The organism is Geomonas sp. (genome assembly GCF_056994735.1).
Genome location: NZ_JBXKJL010000493.1, coordinates 1 through 17636, shown reverse-complemented (window position 1 = coordinate 17636; position 17636 = coordinate 1). Strand labels below are relative to the sequence as shown.

The window sequence follows — 17636 nt, the reverse complement described above, 5'->3', positions numbered from 1 at the left end:
CTCAGAACTCCACCAGTCCCACAATCCTTCTCAAAATGACCAGGACATCCCCCACGTCTATCTTGCCGTCGGGGTGTGGAGCCCCGTCCACCAGCGGGGCCAGGTCTCCATGGGCCAGCGCCTGCGGCGTCACCGGCTCCATCCCCAGCGACAGCGCCATCGCCACCGCCGCATCGGCGATATCGACTCTGCCGTCGCCGTTCATGTCGCCCGAAATGGAGGCGACCTGAACGATGTTACGATAGGCGACGCTGGTATTGCCGCTCCTGTCGGTGACGCTCGCGGAGATGCGGGTTTCGCCATTTTGTTTCAGCGCGATCTGCTGCTGGAATCCTCCATTCTCTACCGCCGGCACCAGGTTCCTCCCGCCGGCATCGACCACCACGCTGACCTCTGATCCCTCCGCTCCGGCCATACCTTTCACCACCAGGCTCTGCTGCTCGGTCCGCATATCCTCCACCGGCTCGGTTATGGCAACGAACGGTTTCCCCGGTGCATAGCTTACACTTCGTTTCACCTTGGAGACCCGCCCCTGCAGTGACGCTGTCAGCTCGATGGTGTTGACACCCTGCCGGAGGTAGGCCGTGCCGGAGAAAGTGCCGTCGGTCACGGCGAGGCTCTGCAGGGTAGCGCCGTTCACCGCCATGGTCACCACGCTTCCGGAGGTGACGGTGCCGCTCGCGGCCAGGAAGGAGCTGCCGGTCACGCTGTTGTCAGCCGGAGCCTGCACCGAGATCACCGGCGCCGTGGCATCGAGATGGACGGTCACCGTCTCGGTGGTCCTGTTCCCCGCGCCATCCGTGGCCGCCACGCTTATGTTGTTGACGCCGGTGGCCAGGCATACCGCGCTGCTGAAGAGTGCGGCGCGGTCGGTGACATCGATGCCGTTAACGGTCAGGCTGGAGATACCGGAGGCATCGGTGGCGCTTCCCATGATGTTCAAGACCGGATCGGTCGTGACAGCGCCGGCAGAAAGGGTCGACAGGGCAAGTACCGGCGGGTTCCCTTCCACGGAAACCGTCAGCGGCTGGGAGATCGGAAGGGCCGCGTTGTGGTTCAGGTCTCCTTCCTGTCGGGCGGTGATGACGGTGGTCCCCGCCCCCACTATGGTGACCGTGTTGCCGCCCACCGCGGCCACGGAGGGATCGGAACTCTGGTAGCTTACCGGCAGGCCGCTCGATGATGCGGCATTCAGGGCGAAGGGCGGATCACCGAGGATCCTGCGCGCTATCGGGGAGAAGGTCACCGTCTGCCCGCGCTTTTGCACCACCAGCGCCTGGGAAACGTCAGGAGCCCGGTCTATGCTGGTACTCCCGGCCTGTGAAGCGGTGATGACCGCGGTCCCTGCGCCAACTATGGTCACCACCCTGCCGTTCACCTGTGCCACCAGCGGATTGGAGCTGGAAAAGGCGATCTCGAGCCCGCTGCAGGCGGAGGCATTGAGGTTGAACGGGGGATCCCCATAGGTCGCCGGAGAGATGGCCGGGAAGACGATCTGCTGACACGATCTGAGGATGCTCAGGGTGCCATTGATCGGGATGAACAGGTAATTCAGGGCCGACAGCGGTGCGGGGTTCACCACTATCTGGTAATCGCCCACCGGGCTCGCCTGGGTAGCCTCCGTGGTGAGACCCGGTTCTCCCGAGACAGTCGAGAGGCTGTCCGCGTAGACGAAACCGCCGTACGTGACGGTGAAGGGAGGATTCGGCGTCTGGTAGACACGAGCCTTATTTTCCGCCGCCACCGTCAGCGGGGCTTTGGCCACCACCAGCGGGACAGCCACGTCGGGGGCCGGGTTGTAGATTTCATTTCCTCCCTGTGAGGCAAGGATGACCGTGCTCCCTGCGCCGGTGATCCGGATCTCGCCGTTGACGACCTTGGCCACGTTTTCGTCCATGCTGGTATAGGTGACGGGAAGCCCGCTACTACTGGCGCCACCCGGGAGGAAGGGTGGGTCACCGTAGGTCCGGGAAAGGCCGCCAACCGTGATGGCCTGATCGAGCCTGGCCGCCTGGAAAGTCACCTCGTTGCCGTAGGCTGTGCCCATCGCGTTAACAGCGAAGGCCCTGACATGATAGGTGACACCTGCCGTGAGACCGGTGATCGCGCCGACAAAGGGACCGGCCCCGCTTCCCGCATGGAGACAGCTGCCGGTGAGGTCGGGATTGGCCGCCGTCCCCCAGCAGAGCCCGGCATCGGTTGCCGGGTAGTAGTTGGGATAGACCAGGCCTCCTCCTGTCGCGGAGGTCGAGGTCGTGGCGGAGATGGGAGAAGTTTCCAACAGCGGCATGAAGGCGCCTGAACGGACCCAGTTCGATCCCGTCCCGGCGAGGGCGAAGCCCTGCAGGGAGCCGTTGGCGCCGTTGGCGGTGCGCTCGGGGGCGGTGGTGAAGGCGGCGTTGGCGAGGCCGGCGTCACCTTCGTCCAGATGGAAGTAGGCGACCAGGTGCTCCTCGCTCAAAGGGTCGATGATTTGCGAGACCGAGTTCCTGATCTCGTCCCTGGTGCGGGCGCTATCCCAGAGCCGTAGCTCGTCGAGCTCTCCACTGAAGAAACTACCGCCGGTTCGGGCTACGCCGACCAGCAGGTCTTGGGCGTTGTCGGGGTTCACCGCCAGGGCGGCATGCGAGAGCTCTTTTTCCAGCCTGCCGTCGAGGTAGAGCCGGGCGGTGGAGGAGGAGCGATCGACGGAAAGCGCCACATGGTGCCAGCGTCCGTCGTTCAAACCGGTCGTTCCCACCAGTCCTTCCGGCACCCCCACCGTGGAGGTGCCGTCGCTGACCTCGGCCGCCACCTTGTCCTGGTGCAATAGCAACTGGTAACCTGCGCCATTGCCGGGCAGCCCTTTCGACACCAGCCCGGTACCGTCGGGCTGTGAAGCGGGGAGGTGCAGCCAGCTCTCGATGGTGAAGCCGGGCTTGGCCCCGAAATTCAGATGGGGACCGTTCCCCACCCGGATGAGGTCATCTGCCCCATCAAAGCCGACTCCGTTCCAGGGAGGCGGGTTGACCACAAGGGTCCTGACCACGTCGGCTGCCGGATCGAAGGTGCCGTCACCAGGCTGCGATGCGGTGATCTCCGCGGTCCCGGGGGCGACCACCCGTATCTTGCTGCCCGCCACGGAGGCCACCGCTGGAGCCGAACTGGCGTAACTCACCGGGAGGCCGCTGGAGGCGGTGGCCCCGGGGTCGAAATCGGCGTCGCCGAAGGTCCTGGCCCGCATCGGATTGAAGGTGATGCTCTGGGAGGTGGAGCCCGCGACGATGAGGGTGCCGTTGGTGAAGACGAAGGTGTAGTCGTCCGACTGCAAGGTGCCGAGGGCGACGATGATCGGATAACTCCCCGCGGGGCTCGTCTGAATCGCGGTCGTGGAAAGCGCGGGCATGCCTGAGAGCGCACTCTCGCTGTCGCCGTTGACGAAGCCGCTATAGCTGAAGGTGAAGGCGGGGTCGCTCGCGAGACAAGCCCGCGACTTGTTGTGGGCGGTCACGGTGAGGACGGCTTTGGCCACGTTCAGGGTGATCGGGACCGCGGGAGCCGGGTCATAGGTCCCGTTGCCAGGCTGGCTTGCGGTGATGACCGTGGTCCCGGCGCCGGTGATGACGATCTGCCCGCCGATGACCACGGCGACGGCGGGGTCGGAGCTGGTGTAGGTGACGGGAAGGCCGCTCGAGGTGGTGCCGCCGGGGTTAATGGGCGGGTCGCCATAGGTCACGCCGGAGATCTGCGGCAAGGTGATGGTCTGGTTGAGCTTGGCCGCCTGGAAGGTCAGCTCGTTGCCGTAGGTGGTCCCCATCTCGTTGACCGCGAAGGCCCTGACGTGATAGGTGACGCCGGCGCTCAGTCCCGTGATTGCGCCGATAAAGGGGCCGACGCCGCTTCCGGCGTGGACGCAGTTGTCCGAGAGAGCCGGCCCGGCTGCGGTACCCCAGCAAAGGCCGCGGTCGGTGGCGGGATAGTAGTTGGTGTAGACCAGCCCCCTGCCTGTGGCGCCGCCGGAGGTGATATCGGAGAGGGTCGAGGTCTCGAGCAGCGGGAGGAAGGCGCCGGAGCGGACCCAGTTCGATCCCGTCCCGGCGAGGGCGAAGCCTTGCAGGGAGCCGTTGGCGCCGTTGGCGGTGCGCTCGGGGGCGGTGGCGGAGGCGGCGTTGACGAGGCCGGCATCCCCCTCGTCAAGATGGAAGTAGGCCACCAGGCGCTCCTCGTCGAGCGGGTCGATGATCTGCGAGAGCGAGCTCCTGATCTCGTCCCTGGTGCGGGCGCTGTCCCAGAGCCTCACTTCATCGAGCTCTCCCCTGAAGAAAGCGCTGCCGCTGCGGTCCACGCCGACCAGCAGGTCTTGGGCGTTGTCGGCGTTCACCGCCAGGGTGGCATGGATGAGCTCTTTTTCCACCCTGCCGTCCAGGTAGAGCCGCGCGGTGGAGGAGGCGCGATCGACGGAAAGGGCGACATGGTGCCAGCGGCCGTCGTTCAGAATCGTGGTCCCCACCAGCCCTTCCGGCACCCCGACCGTCGAGGTGCCGTCGGTTATTTCGGCAGCAACCCGGTCCTGATAAAGTGTCAACTGGTACCCGGCCGCGCCCCCCCCCGCGCCTTTCGAGATGAGCCCGGTGCCGTCGCTCTGCGTGCCGTCCAGGTGCAGCCAGGTCTCGATGGTGAAACCCGGCTTGGCCCCGAAGTTCAACTGGGGAGCGCTCCCCACGCGGATGAGATCGTCCGTTCCATCGAAGCCGACACCGTTCCAGGGTGGGGGATTGACCGTCAGGGTCCGCGTGACGTCGGCCGCCGGGTCGTAGGCTGCGTCTCCCTCCTGCGACGCGGTGATCTCCGCGGTACCAGGAGCCACCACCCGGATCTTTCCGCCCACGATGGCGGCCACAGCCGGGTTCGAGCTGGTGTACGTCACGGGGAGAGCGCTCGAAGCGGTGGCCCCGGGGGCGAAATCCCCGTCGCCGAAGGTCCTGGCCCGCAGGTTGAAGGTGATCAGCTGCGGGGTGAGCCCCGCGCCCGACAGGATGGTCAAGGTTGCGCCGGTAAAATCGATGGTGTAGTTCGGGCCGGCGCTGAGGCTGCCGATGCCGATCGGATAGATGCCGGTCCCCTCCCCTTGGTCCCTTCTCAGGCTCCCCGTCAGGATAGCGCCGGTGTCACCGTTGACGAAGCCGCTGACGGTGAAATCGAGGGAAGGCTCTTCAGCCCCGAGGATCTTGGTCTTGGAATTGGCCTTCACCGTGAGGTGGGCGGGGTTGATGGTGAGGTTGGCGCCGTTATAGACAACGGCATACTTCAGGCCGGCATAGATGGTCCCCTGCTTGATGGCGTAGCTCCCCGGCGTCTGCCCGGGCTCCCTGGCGAGGCTCCCGGTGATGACGGCGCTGGTGTCGCCGTCCACCAGCCCCGATATCTCGTAGTCAAGACCGGGATCGGCGTCGCCGTAGGCCTTGCTCTTGGCCTTGGCCGTGACGGTAAGAACGGGCTTCAAGTAGTAATTCCTGATCGATTCGACCAAGGCGCCGTTTTGGTTGCGCCAGGCGGTGGACTGGTACCCTACCGCCCGCAGGTACCGATTCTGCGCGTGTGTCAGGCTCGCGCCCTGCAGTTTCCACCCCCCCGGGATGGGAGTTGCCGCGCCTAGGGTGGTCCATGGACCCGCCGGGTCTGCGGCATCCTGGAAGTGGACCGCCCAGACTTCGGGCGCGGTGCCCCCCCTAAGCCAGGTGATGGTCGAGCCATCGGGAGAGACGGTCAGCTCCTGCGTCCCCCACCCGTTTGAAAATCTCAGCATGTTGCTCAGGTTATTGATCCGTTCCTTGCACGGATAGGGACCGCTATCGAGATACCCCCCCACCAGGATCTTCCCGTCGGGTTGCAAGGTGATGAATTGATAGCTGTAATTCGATTGGTCGTACCCGGGCATCTCCCACGATATGAGGTGATCCAGCTCATCGATTTTCCCCGACTTCTCAAGCCTCACGATAAATTGGCGGTCAACCACCGAAGTGCCGTCGTCTACCTTGTCGAACCACCCGGTCATGAGTACCTTCTGGTCGGCCTGGAGAGCGATGCCGAAAATCAGCGGCTGATCATGCGGGTCGAACGAATCGATGATCCTGGTGGGATAGTCGAGGTCAAGGCTGCCATCCTGGGTGATGGAACCGTCACCCCTCCGGTGTTGAAGGTTGTTCAGCCGCACCATGCCGCCCTTGGCGAGGCGGGGGATCGGAGGAGTAGTGGTATCCCAGGCGAGATCCGCGAACATCCCCCCGATGTATAGCTGCCCGTCCCGGTCCATTTGGGCGGTCAAGGTAAGGTCGGCGTCGATCTGCCACAGACTGCGCGGGGAATGAAAGGTCGGGTCGATCTCGCCGTTTGTTTCCAGACGGTACATCTTGTCGGGCTCGGTATATTCCTGGGAATGCACGGTTATGACTATCTTGTTGTCGGGCTGAATCACCAGGGCCGAGATGATGCCGTCGAAATCGGGAGGGTTGAAGGTCGGATCAACCTCACCGTTCTTCTTGGTCCGGATCAACCTGATGGTACGCTGGGTCGGATCCCTCGGGGTCACTATTCCGCCCATGTAGATCATGCCGTCCTCGAAGGGGGTCCCCTTCGGAATCAAGACGCCATCCGACCAGGTATCCTTCGAGGTGCTGGAACCGACCGGCAGCAACACCAGTATGGTCACGTAATTGAGGTACTTTACCCCGTCGCCGAACTCCCAGGAAGCCCAGCCGTTGAAGGGGTTGTGGAAGTCGGGATCGATGGCGCCGCTGGGCGCCAGCCGGACCACCATCTGGTGCTCCACGTCGTTTACCCTGTGGAAGACCCCGCCGACCAGCAGATAGCCGTCGGGTTGAACTGCCAGCGTCTGGATGAAGCCCTGAAACTTGTTGGCTAAGGTAAAGGCCTGGTCCAGGTTCAGGTTCTGGTCCAGTTTTGCGAGGTAACGGTAACTGGTGATGTCTTTCGGCTGGCCCTGATAGAAGACGGAGCCGTCTGACGCGATGGCCATGGTGGTGATGTCGGCACGGTCCAGCAAGTCGGACTCGAGGGACGAGGCGTCATCGTCGAGGACTCCGTTCGGGTAGAACCTGGCCAGATGTGTGCGGTCTTTCCCCCCTGCGCTGTAAAACAGCCCGCCGACCAGGAACTTGCCATCAGGCTGGACGGCAAGGCCGTAGGCGAAGTAGTCGAGTTTCAGGTTTATCGGGTCCAGTGTTCCGTCAGGTTTTAACCTGGCAAAGTAACTCGGTTCAGTGGCGCCGGCGCCTATCCCGTTGAACTCCCCCGCCACCAGTATCCTCCCATCGGCTTGAAGGGCTATGGCGTTGACGCTGCCGGAGTCGGCGACGGGGCTGAAAGCGTCGAGCTCTCCATCGATGGTGAGCCGGGCCAGGTGTTGACGTTCCTGCGCTCCCGAACCGGCGGTGACCGAGTCGAAATCACCTCCGAGTATCACCTTGCCGTCGGCTTGCAGGGCCAGGGCCCGGACGGTGGCGTTGGGGGCAGCTAAGTACCCGGCGTCAAGGGATCCGTCGGGCTTGTACCTCGCCAGGTTCTGGCGGGGGGTGGTGAAACCTCCACCGATGACCATGTACCCATCCTGCAAGACGATGGCATTCACCTCGCCATCGGTGCCTCCTGAGAAAGTTCCGGTAACGGTCCCTTCCGTGGCTCCCGCCAGCGATACGCGGGCCATGTTCCCGCACGCCCCCCCCACCAGCTGGCTGAACAGACCGCCCACCAGCAGGCCTGCTCCATCGGGCTCCAGGACCAGGCTCTTTATCGTCACCGGGGTTGCCACATTGGCCGGGTCGAAGGAGGCATCCACCGCGCCGTCGGCGCTTCTCAGCCTCGCCAGTCCTTTTCTGACCGTAGAACCGTATGGGGTGTCAATCCACCCGAACGTCCCGCCTATGTAGATGCGGCTTTCCTGGGGATCTGCCTGGTTGGTCTCGATGGCGATGGCGTTGACCTCGCCGTAGGGCGCGGACTGGAAGGAGGTGTCAAGGGTGCCGTCGGTGTTCAGCCTGGCGAGACCCTGCAGCGTTATCGGAGGGTCGCCGTAGTCGAGAGCGAAACTCCCCCCGATGAGGACCTTGCCATCCCACGGCTGATAGGCCACGGCCCGTATCTCGTAGCCATGGATATCCGGCCCGTAAGCAGGGAGGAAAATTCCGCAGGGATAGCCATAATCAACGGGGCATACCGACTCATCCATCACCCACTGGGGAGTGAAGCGGTAGGGGTCAACGTTATTGATCACGAAACCGTCGCGGACGGCCGAGCGCAGGTCGTCCTTGGGGGGCTGCGGGTTCACGACAAGGGTCTGCACCACATCAATTGCAGGGTCATAGGTGGCGTCCCCCGCCTGTGAGGCCGTGATTTCGGCGATACCGGGGGCGACGACGCGAATCGTTTCGCCCATGCCCATCGTTCCGTCCACTATTACGGCCACTGCCGGGTTTGAACTGGTGTAGGTTACCGGAAGGCCGCTGGAGGCGGTGGCGCCGGGATAGAAATCGCGATCGCCGAAGACCCTGGTGAACAGTGGGTCGAAAGTGATGCTCTGCGGCACCTTTCCGGAGGGGGAGAGGTCGGCCGGGGCCGGGCCGGCTAAGTCCAGGCCGTCGCGAACGGCCGAGCGCAGTCCGGCGTAGCAGGTGCTGGCCAGCAGCGTCGGCATGAGGAGCACAAGCAGTATGATGATCCTTTTTTTCATCCCGGGCCCCGTCTCATCACTACCGTTCCTGGATGTGGATGATTCTCCTCAGCGGCCGAAGTCCGCTGTTTGAAACGACCTTGAGTCCCCCGGCCTTGCCGGACATGGCCGGGCCCCGCCGATTCCCGGAGAGGGCCGAGAGGTCGCTTTGGTCCGTGGAACCGGTAGAAAGGGGGACCAGGACCGTTCCCTGAAGAGCAGACGCCACAGGATCACCGGAATCGTACTTCACCCGCCACAGGTAGGAGGTGTCCAACTGGCAGGGGACCTTGTTGGGCTGGAAGGTGGTGAAAAGAACCGCGCCGCTGGTCAGCGCGACGGGATCGGTGAGGGAGCGCTCGGCTCCGACGGTGGCGCCGGCGGCATCGAGCCTGACGTACCATCCTTTCTCGCTTCCCGTCAGGGTGGTGTCTATCAGGTGAAGGTCCGCAAGGCTCAAGGTCCCGCCCCTGCCGGTCGCCTCCGGATCGGCACCGGCCCTGGCCGCGGTGTCGCAGTTCTTGTCGAGGGTGTTGGTGGTGGTGTAACACCGATCCTGGACGCCGATGAGGTAGCGCTGGCCGTCGAGGTCATCGGCGGAGTAGAAGTAGCGCCCGCTGCCGAAGAAGATCCACAGCTTGTGGTTCCTGGTATCGACCAGCTTGGTCACCCCTGCCGTGACCGGTCCGATGCCGTCAATCACCTTGCTGGCGCTCCAGTTCTTGGACGTGTCCACATTGCCGGCAGGAAGCGCCGATTCCTTGGTCAGAATCCTGAGCACTCCCCCCTCCGTCCAGGTGCCGCTGCCGTCCACGGCCGAATTGCCCACATAGCCGAGATAGAGGGCGTCGTCCTGGTAGAAACCGCTGTAGCCGGCGCCTTTTCTACGGTCGACGTCTATCGCCCCCCCCGTGATCGAGCCGGAGAAGGCGTACGGGATGCCGGTATCGATGACCCAGTAGTTGCTGCCGAGGCTCCAGGCGCCGGAAGCAGCGAGGTCGACCACGAAGACCTTCAGGTTCCTGTCCGATCTTCCCAGGAATTGGCAGGCGCTCTCGTCGATGGGGCCGGCGGGGCCGGAGCCGAAAACGGCGAACCACTTGCTCCCGGAGCGGACGATCGCTGCGCCGCTGGTGGCATACCCCAGGGCCGGGTCGCTGAATTCCCACAGAAAGGACGGCTTTCCCGGATCGGTCACGTCGAGAGCGAAATAGGAGGAATAGCCCTGGTTGTTGAGGGGGAGCTGTACGTAATTCTTATCACTGGAGGAGAGTTTCCCGGAGGCTCCACCAAGGCCCATCCCGCCGATCAGCACCGTCCGCCAGGCGCCGCCTGTCCCGATGTTGACATCGGCCAGGGTGATGCTGCCGTCGACGAGGTACAGGTGGCGGTAACTCGGTGATGTCAGGTACTTGAGATAAGGGAGGGCGTTCTTGGGGATGAAGGCCCATTGCTCCTTGCCGAGGTCCTCTCCGTCGAGGGCAGCCTTGTAATCGGCAAAGCTGGGCGTATCGAGGCGGCCGAAGGTAAACGCGTGCAGCATGCCATCGTTGGCCCCCACGTAAACGGTGCCCCGATTCTTGTAGTCATCGGAGTTGACGAAGGCCGCGTACGAGACATCGCTGTAACCTGACGGCGGCGCCAGGTGGTAGCTGCCAAGGGGGATCGACGATTGCAGTTTCGGGGTCGAGGAGATGATATCCCCCAGCTTCCAGACCCCCTTCCCCTTTTTCAGCTCGTCGTCGGAGGCCGCCGGAGTCGGCGGGATGTTGACCTTTCTGCTGCGGAACTTGGGGTCCCCGGGGAAGTCCCTTCCGTGGACGTAGTCGATGACGTTGGAGGCGGAGGGGTCGCTCCCCACGATATTCATCGCATTCTTTATGGGAGTGACATTTCCATAAGCGGTGGAGAAACCCATCAGCCCGGTACCGGTTATCTCCGTCTGCGTGGAAAGAGCCGGGGTGTAGATGGTCCGGGGCGTGGCCTCGAGATCCCTCGACCAGAGCTGATATCCCGCCCGCCACAGGGCCTTGACCTGCTCCATCTCCACCGGCCCCTGCTCGGCGCCGTCGCCGGCACCGTCGCCATCGTCATCCGGGGTCAGATAGGCCCAGGTCCGGCTGCTGGCGGGGTCGTAGCGAAAAGAGACGATCTGGTCCTGTTTCAAGGTCAGTTTCTTGTTGCCGTCGCTGTCGGCCCTGGTGGTGCTTGCCGCGCCGGCACCGCTGCCGATAAAGGGATCGATGTAGTACCAGAGGGTGTCCATCTCCCCGATCCAGGAAGCGGTGGTGACCCCGCCGTCGAAGCTCTTCGAGGGATAGAACTGCTCCTGCAGGAAGACGGCGCCGTTGCCGTCCCCCGTCGAGATTATGGAGGCCCCGGTCCCGGAGTTGCTTCCGTCCGCCACCTTCCTCAGCACCTCCCTGAATTTGTCCCCGAGGGAGCCTGGATCGGAAACGGCGGCATAGACACCTCCGCCGCTGGTCGCGGTATCCCTCATGAGGACTGCGGGATCGCACTGCCCTGGGGCCGCGTTGGAGACGCCGGTGAAGATGACATGAGTGGTGATGTACTGGGAAGGAGTTACCGGAGCATCGGTCGACACCGGTGCCGTCAATTTGAAGGTCTTGATATTTCTGTGCGAGGCTATCCAGGCGAGATCATCTAGGCTTCTGCTGCCGAGATTTACAGGACAACTGCCGCTGTTTCCGGTGGCGGAGGTGGCGTACAGGGTGGCGAGGGCTTCCATCTTGACGTTGGTGTCGACTGTGGACATGCCATCGCTGACAAGGAGGATATGGTTTTTCTGGCAGGCGAACTTCGAGGGGGGCTTGTTGATGTCGAAGTCGGTGGTCTGAAGCCGCAGGTCCGTGCGGTTGGCGAAATACCCGATGGCGTTGTAGAAGGCTTCGGCGTACGGCGTCCAGGCCACCGGGGCCAGCCCGTCGATATCGGCGATGAGACCCGAGGCATGGTCTCCGACCGAGGCCGAATCATTGAGATATGACAGGATCCTGCCGCCGTCGCTGCCACTCAAACAGAGCCCCGCACCGCATTCGGTGGAGGCTGTACATTCCTGTGCGACGTTGTTACTGCAGTGTTTGGCGCACAGGAAACCTCCTGCGGTGCATTCGGCGGCCGTGGCCCCATTGGCGTTGAAGATCATGGTGCCGAAATTGACGCTGTTGCTGAACTGCTGTATCACCCCCGTGGGTGGTGATTCGACCACGACGCGCCCCTTGAATGTCCCCGCCACGCTTCCCAGGCTGGTAACACCGGCGTCGAGGATGAAGGCGGGGACATTGGCGTTTGCCCCTGGGAGGTTGGCGGTTGAGGAGGGGTCCGTTAGATAGGGAGTCCTGATCTGGCTGCAGTAATCGACAATCTCGATGTCGGGGCAGTTCCCGGTGAGAGTGGTCCAACTACTCCCTATGCAACCTCCGAGGTATCCTGAGCTGTTCGCCCCCCTGTAACCGTGGAATATACCGCCCGCGCAGAAGCCGTCGAGGCCGGCCACCAGCCCAAGATTGACCTCGTCGCCGAAGAGCCCTTGATACCGCTTGGTGCAAAGTCCGTTGAGTTCGGAGTCGATCGGTACCACATTTCTTACCAGCCTGTCATAACAATCGCTCATCACCTGGTTGTAGACGGCGCCGGTGGTAGGCATCGTCCCTGTCCCTATTTTCCTGGGCTCTTCCTTGTTGTCGAGGCAGGCGTTGGCCTGTGATATCAACGCGTTTCTGTCGTTGTTGATCCAGGCGCTGACAGCCTTGAGGCAGGCCTCCCTGTGATAGCCCTTGTCGTAGATCTCTATCGTGGTGGTGCCGCCTTGAGTGGTCTGGAAGCTGTAACCGGGATCGGTATGGACGGGACCTCTTACCGCGAAGGTGATGTCGGGTGCGTCCGCGACCATCTTGATCATCCGCTTTCCGTCGCACCCCCTGCTCTCACCCTGCAGCATCCCCGAGGCCCATTTCCCGCCGGTGAGCACCTGCTTCTGGATGTCGAGTTTCGAGGCCGAAAGCCAGTTGAGGAAGTTGCCGGTGGCCGCGAAGGTGGTCACTCTCCTGTCGGGTGCGCTTCCTGTCATCTGCACGGAAAGGTAAGGTGTCCGCGCCGCGCAGGAACCGGAACAGACGCCGCCAGGCAGGGTGGCGCCGGCCACGAAGCGGGTATTGGCCGAATCGTAGAGGTAGACAGTGTTGCGGTCGAAATAGCCGCTGTAGGAGTTGGCGTTTTGGTAGGTATTGTCGACGCAGTAGCTGGCGGGGTCGGTATAGGCGGCATCGTACATGCTGCCCGAATTGTCCAGCATGAGCAGGAGGTTGGGCTTGATCCCGGCAGCGGCAAAAGGAGGCTCGTTGCAGTAGTTCTGCATGCTGGCACCTGAAACCGGCATCGGCTTCGAAACCAGCCACAGGCCGACGACGCACAGCAGGGGCATAAAGGTCTTCTTGCCCTCCCTGAACAAGCGCTCCCATTCCATGACCGACAGTCCTCGTCTTCCGCGATTAGCAACGAGGTCTAATTATAGCAGACGATATGAAAATACGAGCCATCGCCTCTTCATTGACATCACAATCATGGTCGCTAGAATGAAAATATTCTTAAATTGTCGAATTGGCGGCTGTTTACAGAGACCGGCATGGCGCGGCGGGGACCGAAGACATGAAACCTTCTCCAGAGGATCCGTGGCAAGGGGGCGAAAGCTTCTTCCAGTACCTCACCCGGCGGGGGGTGAGCAGGCGGGAGTTTCTCAGGTTCTGCGGCAAGACCGCACTCATTTTCGGAGCCGGAGCGGCTGTGGCAGGGACACCCAAAGCGCTGGCGAAGGAGATTGCTTCAGGACTCGCTGCAGCGCCGAGACCCAATGTCATCTACCTGCAACTGCAGGAATGCACCGGCTGCCTGGAGAGCCTTGTCCGCTCCGGCAGCACCCCCGTCGACAATCTCATCCTCGAGCTGGTCTCCCTTAACTACAACGAACTGCTGATGGCGGCCGCGGGAAAGGACGCCACCGGCGTCCTGGCCGCCGCCGAAGCGACCCCGCATCTGCTCATCGTGAACGGCTCGGTGCCGCTCAAGGACCACGGTGTCTACTGCACCATCGGTGGGGAATCCGCCGAGACGGTCCTCAGGCGCTCGGCGGCCAAGGCGACCGGGGTGCTGGCCGTCGGTGCCTGCGCCGAATACGGGTGCGTCCAGGCCGGGAGCCCCAACCCGACCGGAGCGGTGGGGGTTGCCGACGTCCTGACCGACCATTCGGTGGTCAACATAAGCGGCTGCCCGCCGATAGCCGAGGTGATCAGCGCCGCCATCACCTACTATCTTGCCTATGGCCGGACCCCGCCGGTGGACGGCGCCGGCAGGCCCCTCTTCGCCTACGGCCAGCGGATTCACGACAAGTGCCCGCGCCGGGCCAGCTTCGACGCCGGCCAGTTCGCCGACCGATTCGACGACGAAAACGCCCGGAAGGGGCACTGTCTCTACCGCCTCGGCTGCAAGGGACCAGCAACCTTCGCCCCCTGTGCGACCCTGGAGTGGAATCTCGGCGAGAGTTTCCCGATCAAGGCCGGCCACCCCTGCCTGGGGTGCACCGAGCGGCACTTCTACGACCGGATGACCCCCTTCTACCGGCGGCTCCCGGGCATAGTCGTGCCGGGTATAGGGGTCGAAGCCTCCGCCAACGCCATAGGCGGTGCCGCGGTGGTGGCTTCGGTGGCGGGAGTTGGCATCCATTCAGCTGCCACCGTCATTGCCCGCAACCGCGCGCGCAGGGGGAGACCGGACACCCTCCCTCTGGCGGTCCTGGGGGAGAAAGAGACAAGGGAAGAAGACGACAAGTCCCCCCCTCCGGGGGAGGGTTAGAGGGCGGCAGGAGTAGGCACCCTAACTGGAGATGGCACCTTCCCCGACCCACCCGGCCCCCTCCCGCAGGGGTGGGGGTAACGAAAGGAGAAACCATGGCCGGACAGCGTGTGGTGATCGATCCGATAACGAGGATCGAGGGGCATCTGCGAATCGAACTGGAGACCAGCGAGGGCAGGATCACCGATGCCTGGGCCAGCGGCACCCAGTACCGGGGGATCGAGACCATCCTCCAGGGCCGGGACCCGCGGGACGCCTGGGCCTTCGCCCAGCGCATCTGCGGCGTCTGCACCGGTGTCCACGCCATCGCCTCGGTGCGCGCGGTCGAGGACGCCATAAAGTGCCAAATTCCGAAGTCGGCAGAGGTGATCAGGAACCTGGTCTCCGGAATGGCCACGCTGCAGGACCACGTCATGCATTTCTACCACCTGCACGCCCTCGACTGGGTCGACGTGAAGAGCGCCCTCTCCGCCGACCCCGAGGCCACGGCGCGGCTCGCCTCCTCCCTTTCCCCCTGGCCCAACAATTCGACCACCTGGTTCAAAGAGGTGCAGCAACGCGTGGCCCGCTCTGTCTCCGGAGGCCAGTTCGGCATCTTCGCCGCCGGCTACTGGGGACACCCCGCCTACCGGCTCCCGCCGGAGGCGAACCTCCTGGCAGTGGCTCACTACCTCGAGGCGCTTTCATGGCAGCGGGAGATCATCCGCCTCCACGCCATCTTCGCCGGAAAGAACCCCCATCCGAACTACGTCGTCGGCGGCATGGCCTGCGCCATCAACCTGGACAACCAGCTCACCATCAACCAGGTCCGCCTGGACGAGTTGCAAAGACTCATCTCCCAGGCCGTGGTCTTCGTGAAGGAGGTCTATTATCCCGACGTCATAGCCATCGCCGGCTTCTATACCGACTATGCCGCCATAGGAGTTTCGGCTCCCACCGTCATGGCCACCGGCGAGAGCGCCTCTTCCTGCTCCGGCCCCCCCAAGGGATCCCTTTTCCGGGCCGGTGTACTGATGGACGGCAACTACCGGGACCTGCAGCCCTTCCATGAGCTGAAGATTGCCGAATATGTCTCCTCAGCCTGGTACAGCTACCCGGAGGGGGACCATCAGGGGCTGCATCCCTCCCGCGGCATCACCCAACCCCACTACACCGGTCCGATCCCGCCGTACCAGCAGCTCTCCGATCAGGCGAAGTACACCTGGGTCAAGGCTCCCCGCTACGACGGGCGCGCCGTCCAGGTCGGCCCCAACGCCAGGGTCCTGGTGGCCTACGCCCAGGGACACCCGGAAACGGTGCGCCTGGTCAACGAGGGGCTGGCGAAGCTTGGTGCCGGCGGCGTCGAGGCCCTCAACTCTACCCTCGGCCGCACCTGGTGCCGGGCCCTGGAATCGGTCGTGCTGGCCGACCGGATGGAGGAGTGGTTCACCATGCTGCGGGAACGGATCAGGTCCGGAGACATAGCAACCTTCAACGAGGAGAAGTGGGAGCCTCGAAGCTGGCCCAAGCGTGCACAGGGGGTAGGTTTCATGGAGGCGCCCCGCGGCACCCTGGCACACTATGTCGCCATCGAGAACGGCAGGATCTCGCACTACCAGTGCGTGGTTCCGAGCACCTGGAACAGTTCGGGGAGAGACACCTCCGGGCAGCCCGGCCCCTACGAGCAGGCGCTGGTATCGGGGGGGCGGCATCCACTCCAGGATCCGCAACGCCCGCTCGAGGTGCTGCGCACCGTCCACTCCTTCGATCCCTGCATAGCCTGCGCTGTCCATATCTTCGATCCCGCCGGTCCGGCCATCGAGGTCACCTTGCCATGAGCTTCTACGACATCCCCGAAAACGAGATCCGCGTGGAACTGGGAGACCCGGTCCCCTTCGAGGGCGAAAAGAGGCGCCGCGTGCTGGTGGCCGCTGCCCTGGGCGCCCCGGTTGGCACCACGGACCCGGTGGACCTGGCCCTATTAAGCGCGGCTTCCCGCAAGGAAGACCTGCGACACTACCAGCAGCTCAGCTTCGAACCGCTGGCCCCGCCAAACCGGCACAGCGTGGCGCGCGTGCACAGGGTCGGGTACGGACTGGAAGAGGTGATCGCCCGCGGCGAGATCGAGTCGATCCTCGATCTCTGCTCCCCCGGAGAAGCCACGCGCTACCGTGCCGAACTGCAGGCAGAGATGCTGCACGGATTCAGACCGCTGGCGGTAGCGAAGGCTTCAGTGGTAGCGGGCGGCAAGGAAAAGTGGCGTTTCCTCGGATATGTCCCGGTACGGGCACTGAGGCGGAAAGTTCCGCGCAAAGAGGAACCGCAAAGCTTCCGGTACGTCGAGGTATGGGACTGGGAACTGCGGGTTATCCACTGGTTCACGGTTTTCCTCATTTTCCTCCTCGCCGCCACCGGGATCCTCATGGGGGGCGGCCGCTTCATCTACGACGGGACCAGGGGCTTTTCCAGCTATTTCAGCTGGCTGCGGCTGATCCACTTCGTCTCGGGGTGGCTCTTTCTATGCACCGCTTTCCTGCGCATCGCCGGGCTTTTCCTGGCCTCCAACAAGTTCCAGCGCTGGGACGCCCTCTTTCCGGTAAAGCCGCGCGACATCAGGAACCTGGTCCAGGTGGCGCTCAACTACTTCTTCTGCCGGTTTGACCGCGGGCCGCACTACATCGGCCATAACCCGCTGCAGCAGGTGGCCTACACCGCCATCTATGCCGTCGGCCTGGCCGCCCTGGTCACCGGCTTCGGCCTCTATGCCCTCTACTCGCCGGACAACTGGTTCTTCCACTACCTGGTCTGGTTCGACAACCTGGTTGGGGTGCAGTACCTGCGCCTGGCCCACCTCTTTATCATGTGGATCTTCCTCGCCTTCATCCCCATCCATGTCTATCTCTCGATCCGCGCCGATACGGTGGAGAGGGAAGGCGCCATCTCGTCCATCATCAGCGGCGGCCGCTGGTGCAGGAAAGGGACCAGCTTCGAGGACGGCTGAGGCCTGCGCGTCCGTAAGAGCCGCTGCGACCGTTTCCAAAACCTCTTTCGATCCGTTCAACCTTCTCCTTCGAGGCACCTTCCC

Annotated in this window: 5 protein-coding genes; 3 read left to right on the top strand and 2 right to left on the bottom strand. The window is 63.5% G+C overall.

Features of this window, described 5'->3' with window-relative positions; genetic code table 11:
* Window position 1 precedes the first annotated feature (1 nt).
* Together AC11W3_RS20810 and AC11W3_RS20805 are read right to left on the bottom strand one after the other, a co-directional pair.
* The gene (locus AC11W3_RS20810; RefSeq protein WP_484093697.1) at window positions 2-8725 is read right to left on the bottom strand and encodes an MBG domain-containing protein; all 8724 of its coding nucleotides are present in this window, start codon (window positions 8723-8725) and stop codon (window positions 2-4) included.
* A gap of 19 nt (window positions 8726-8744) precedes the next feature.
* Window positions 8745-13148, bottom strand: a complete 4404-nt coding sequence (locus AC11W3_RS20805) for a pilus assembly protein (RefSeq protein ID WP_484092174.1) — start codon at window positions 13146-13148, stop codon at window positions 8745-8747.
* Between the two features lie 224 nt (window positions 13149-13372).
* On the opposite strand from AC11W3_RS20805, the gene AC11W3_RS20800 reads away from it, so the two are divergent.
* The 3 genes from AC11W3_RS20800 to AC11W3_RS20790 all read left to right on the top strand — a co-directional run bounded on the left by AC11W3_RS20800 (window position 13373) and on the right by AC11W3_RS20790 (window position 17552).
* Window positions 13373-14572: a hydrogenase small subunit gene (locus AC11W3_RS20800; protein ID WP_484092173.1), complete on the top strand. Its 1200-nt coding sequence runs from the start codon at window positions 13373-13375 to the stop codon at window positions 14570-14572.
* 95 nt (window positions 14573-14667) lie between these two features.
* Entirely contained in the window at window positions 14668-16389 is a 1722-nt protein-coding gene (locus tag AC11W3_RS20795) for a nickel-dependent hydrogenase large subunit (RefSeq protein WP_484092172.1), read from the top strand.
* Entirely contained in the window at window positions 16386-17552 is a 1167-nt protein-coding gene (locus tag AC11W3_RS20790; protein WP_484092171.1) for a cytochrome b/b6 domain-containing protein, read from the top strand. Before AC11W3_RS20795 ends, AC11W3_RS20790 begins: the two co-directional genes overlap by 4 nt.
* Window positions 17553-17636: the final 84 nt, after the last annotated feature.

What these genes read in the sequence shown, in the direction of transcription:
- AC11W3_RS20795 (WP_484092172.1), top strand. Translation starts at nt 14,668, where the DNA reads ATGGCCGGACAGCGTGTGGTGATCGATCCGATAACGAGGATCGAGGGG.
- AC11W3_RS20810 (WP_484093697.1), bottom strand. Translation starts at nt 8,725, where the DNA reads ATGAAAAAAAGGATCATCATACTGCTTGTGCTCCTCATGCCGACGCTG.
- AC11W3_RS20800 (WP_484092173.1), top strand. Translation starts at nt 13,373, where the DNA reads ATGAAACCTTCTCCAGAGGATCCGTGGCAAGGGGGCGAAAGCTTCTTC.
- AC11W3_RS20790 (WP_484092171.1), top strand. Translation starts at nt 16,386, where the DNA reads ATGAGCTTCTACGACATCCCCGAAAACGAGATCCGCGTGGAACTGGGA.
- AC11W3_RS20805 (WP_484092174.1), bottom strand. Translation starts at nt 13,148, where the DNA reads ATGCCCCTGCTGTGCGTCGTCGGCCTGTGGCTGGTTTCGAAGCCGATG.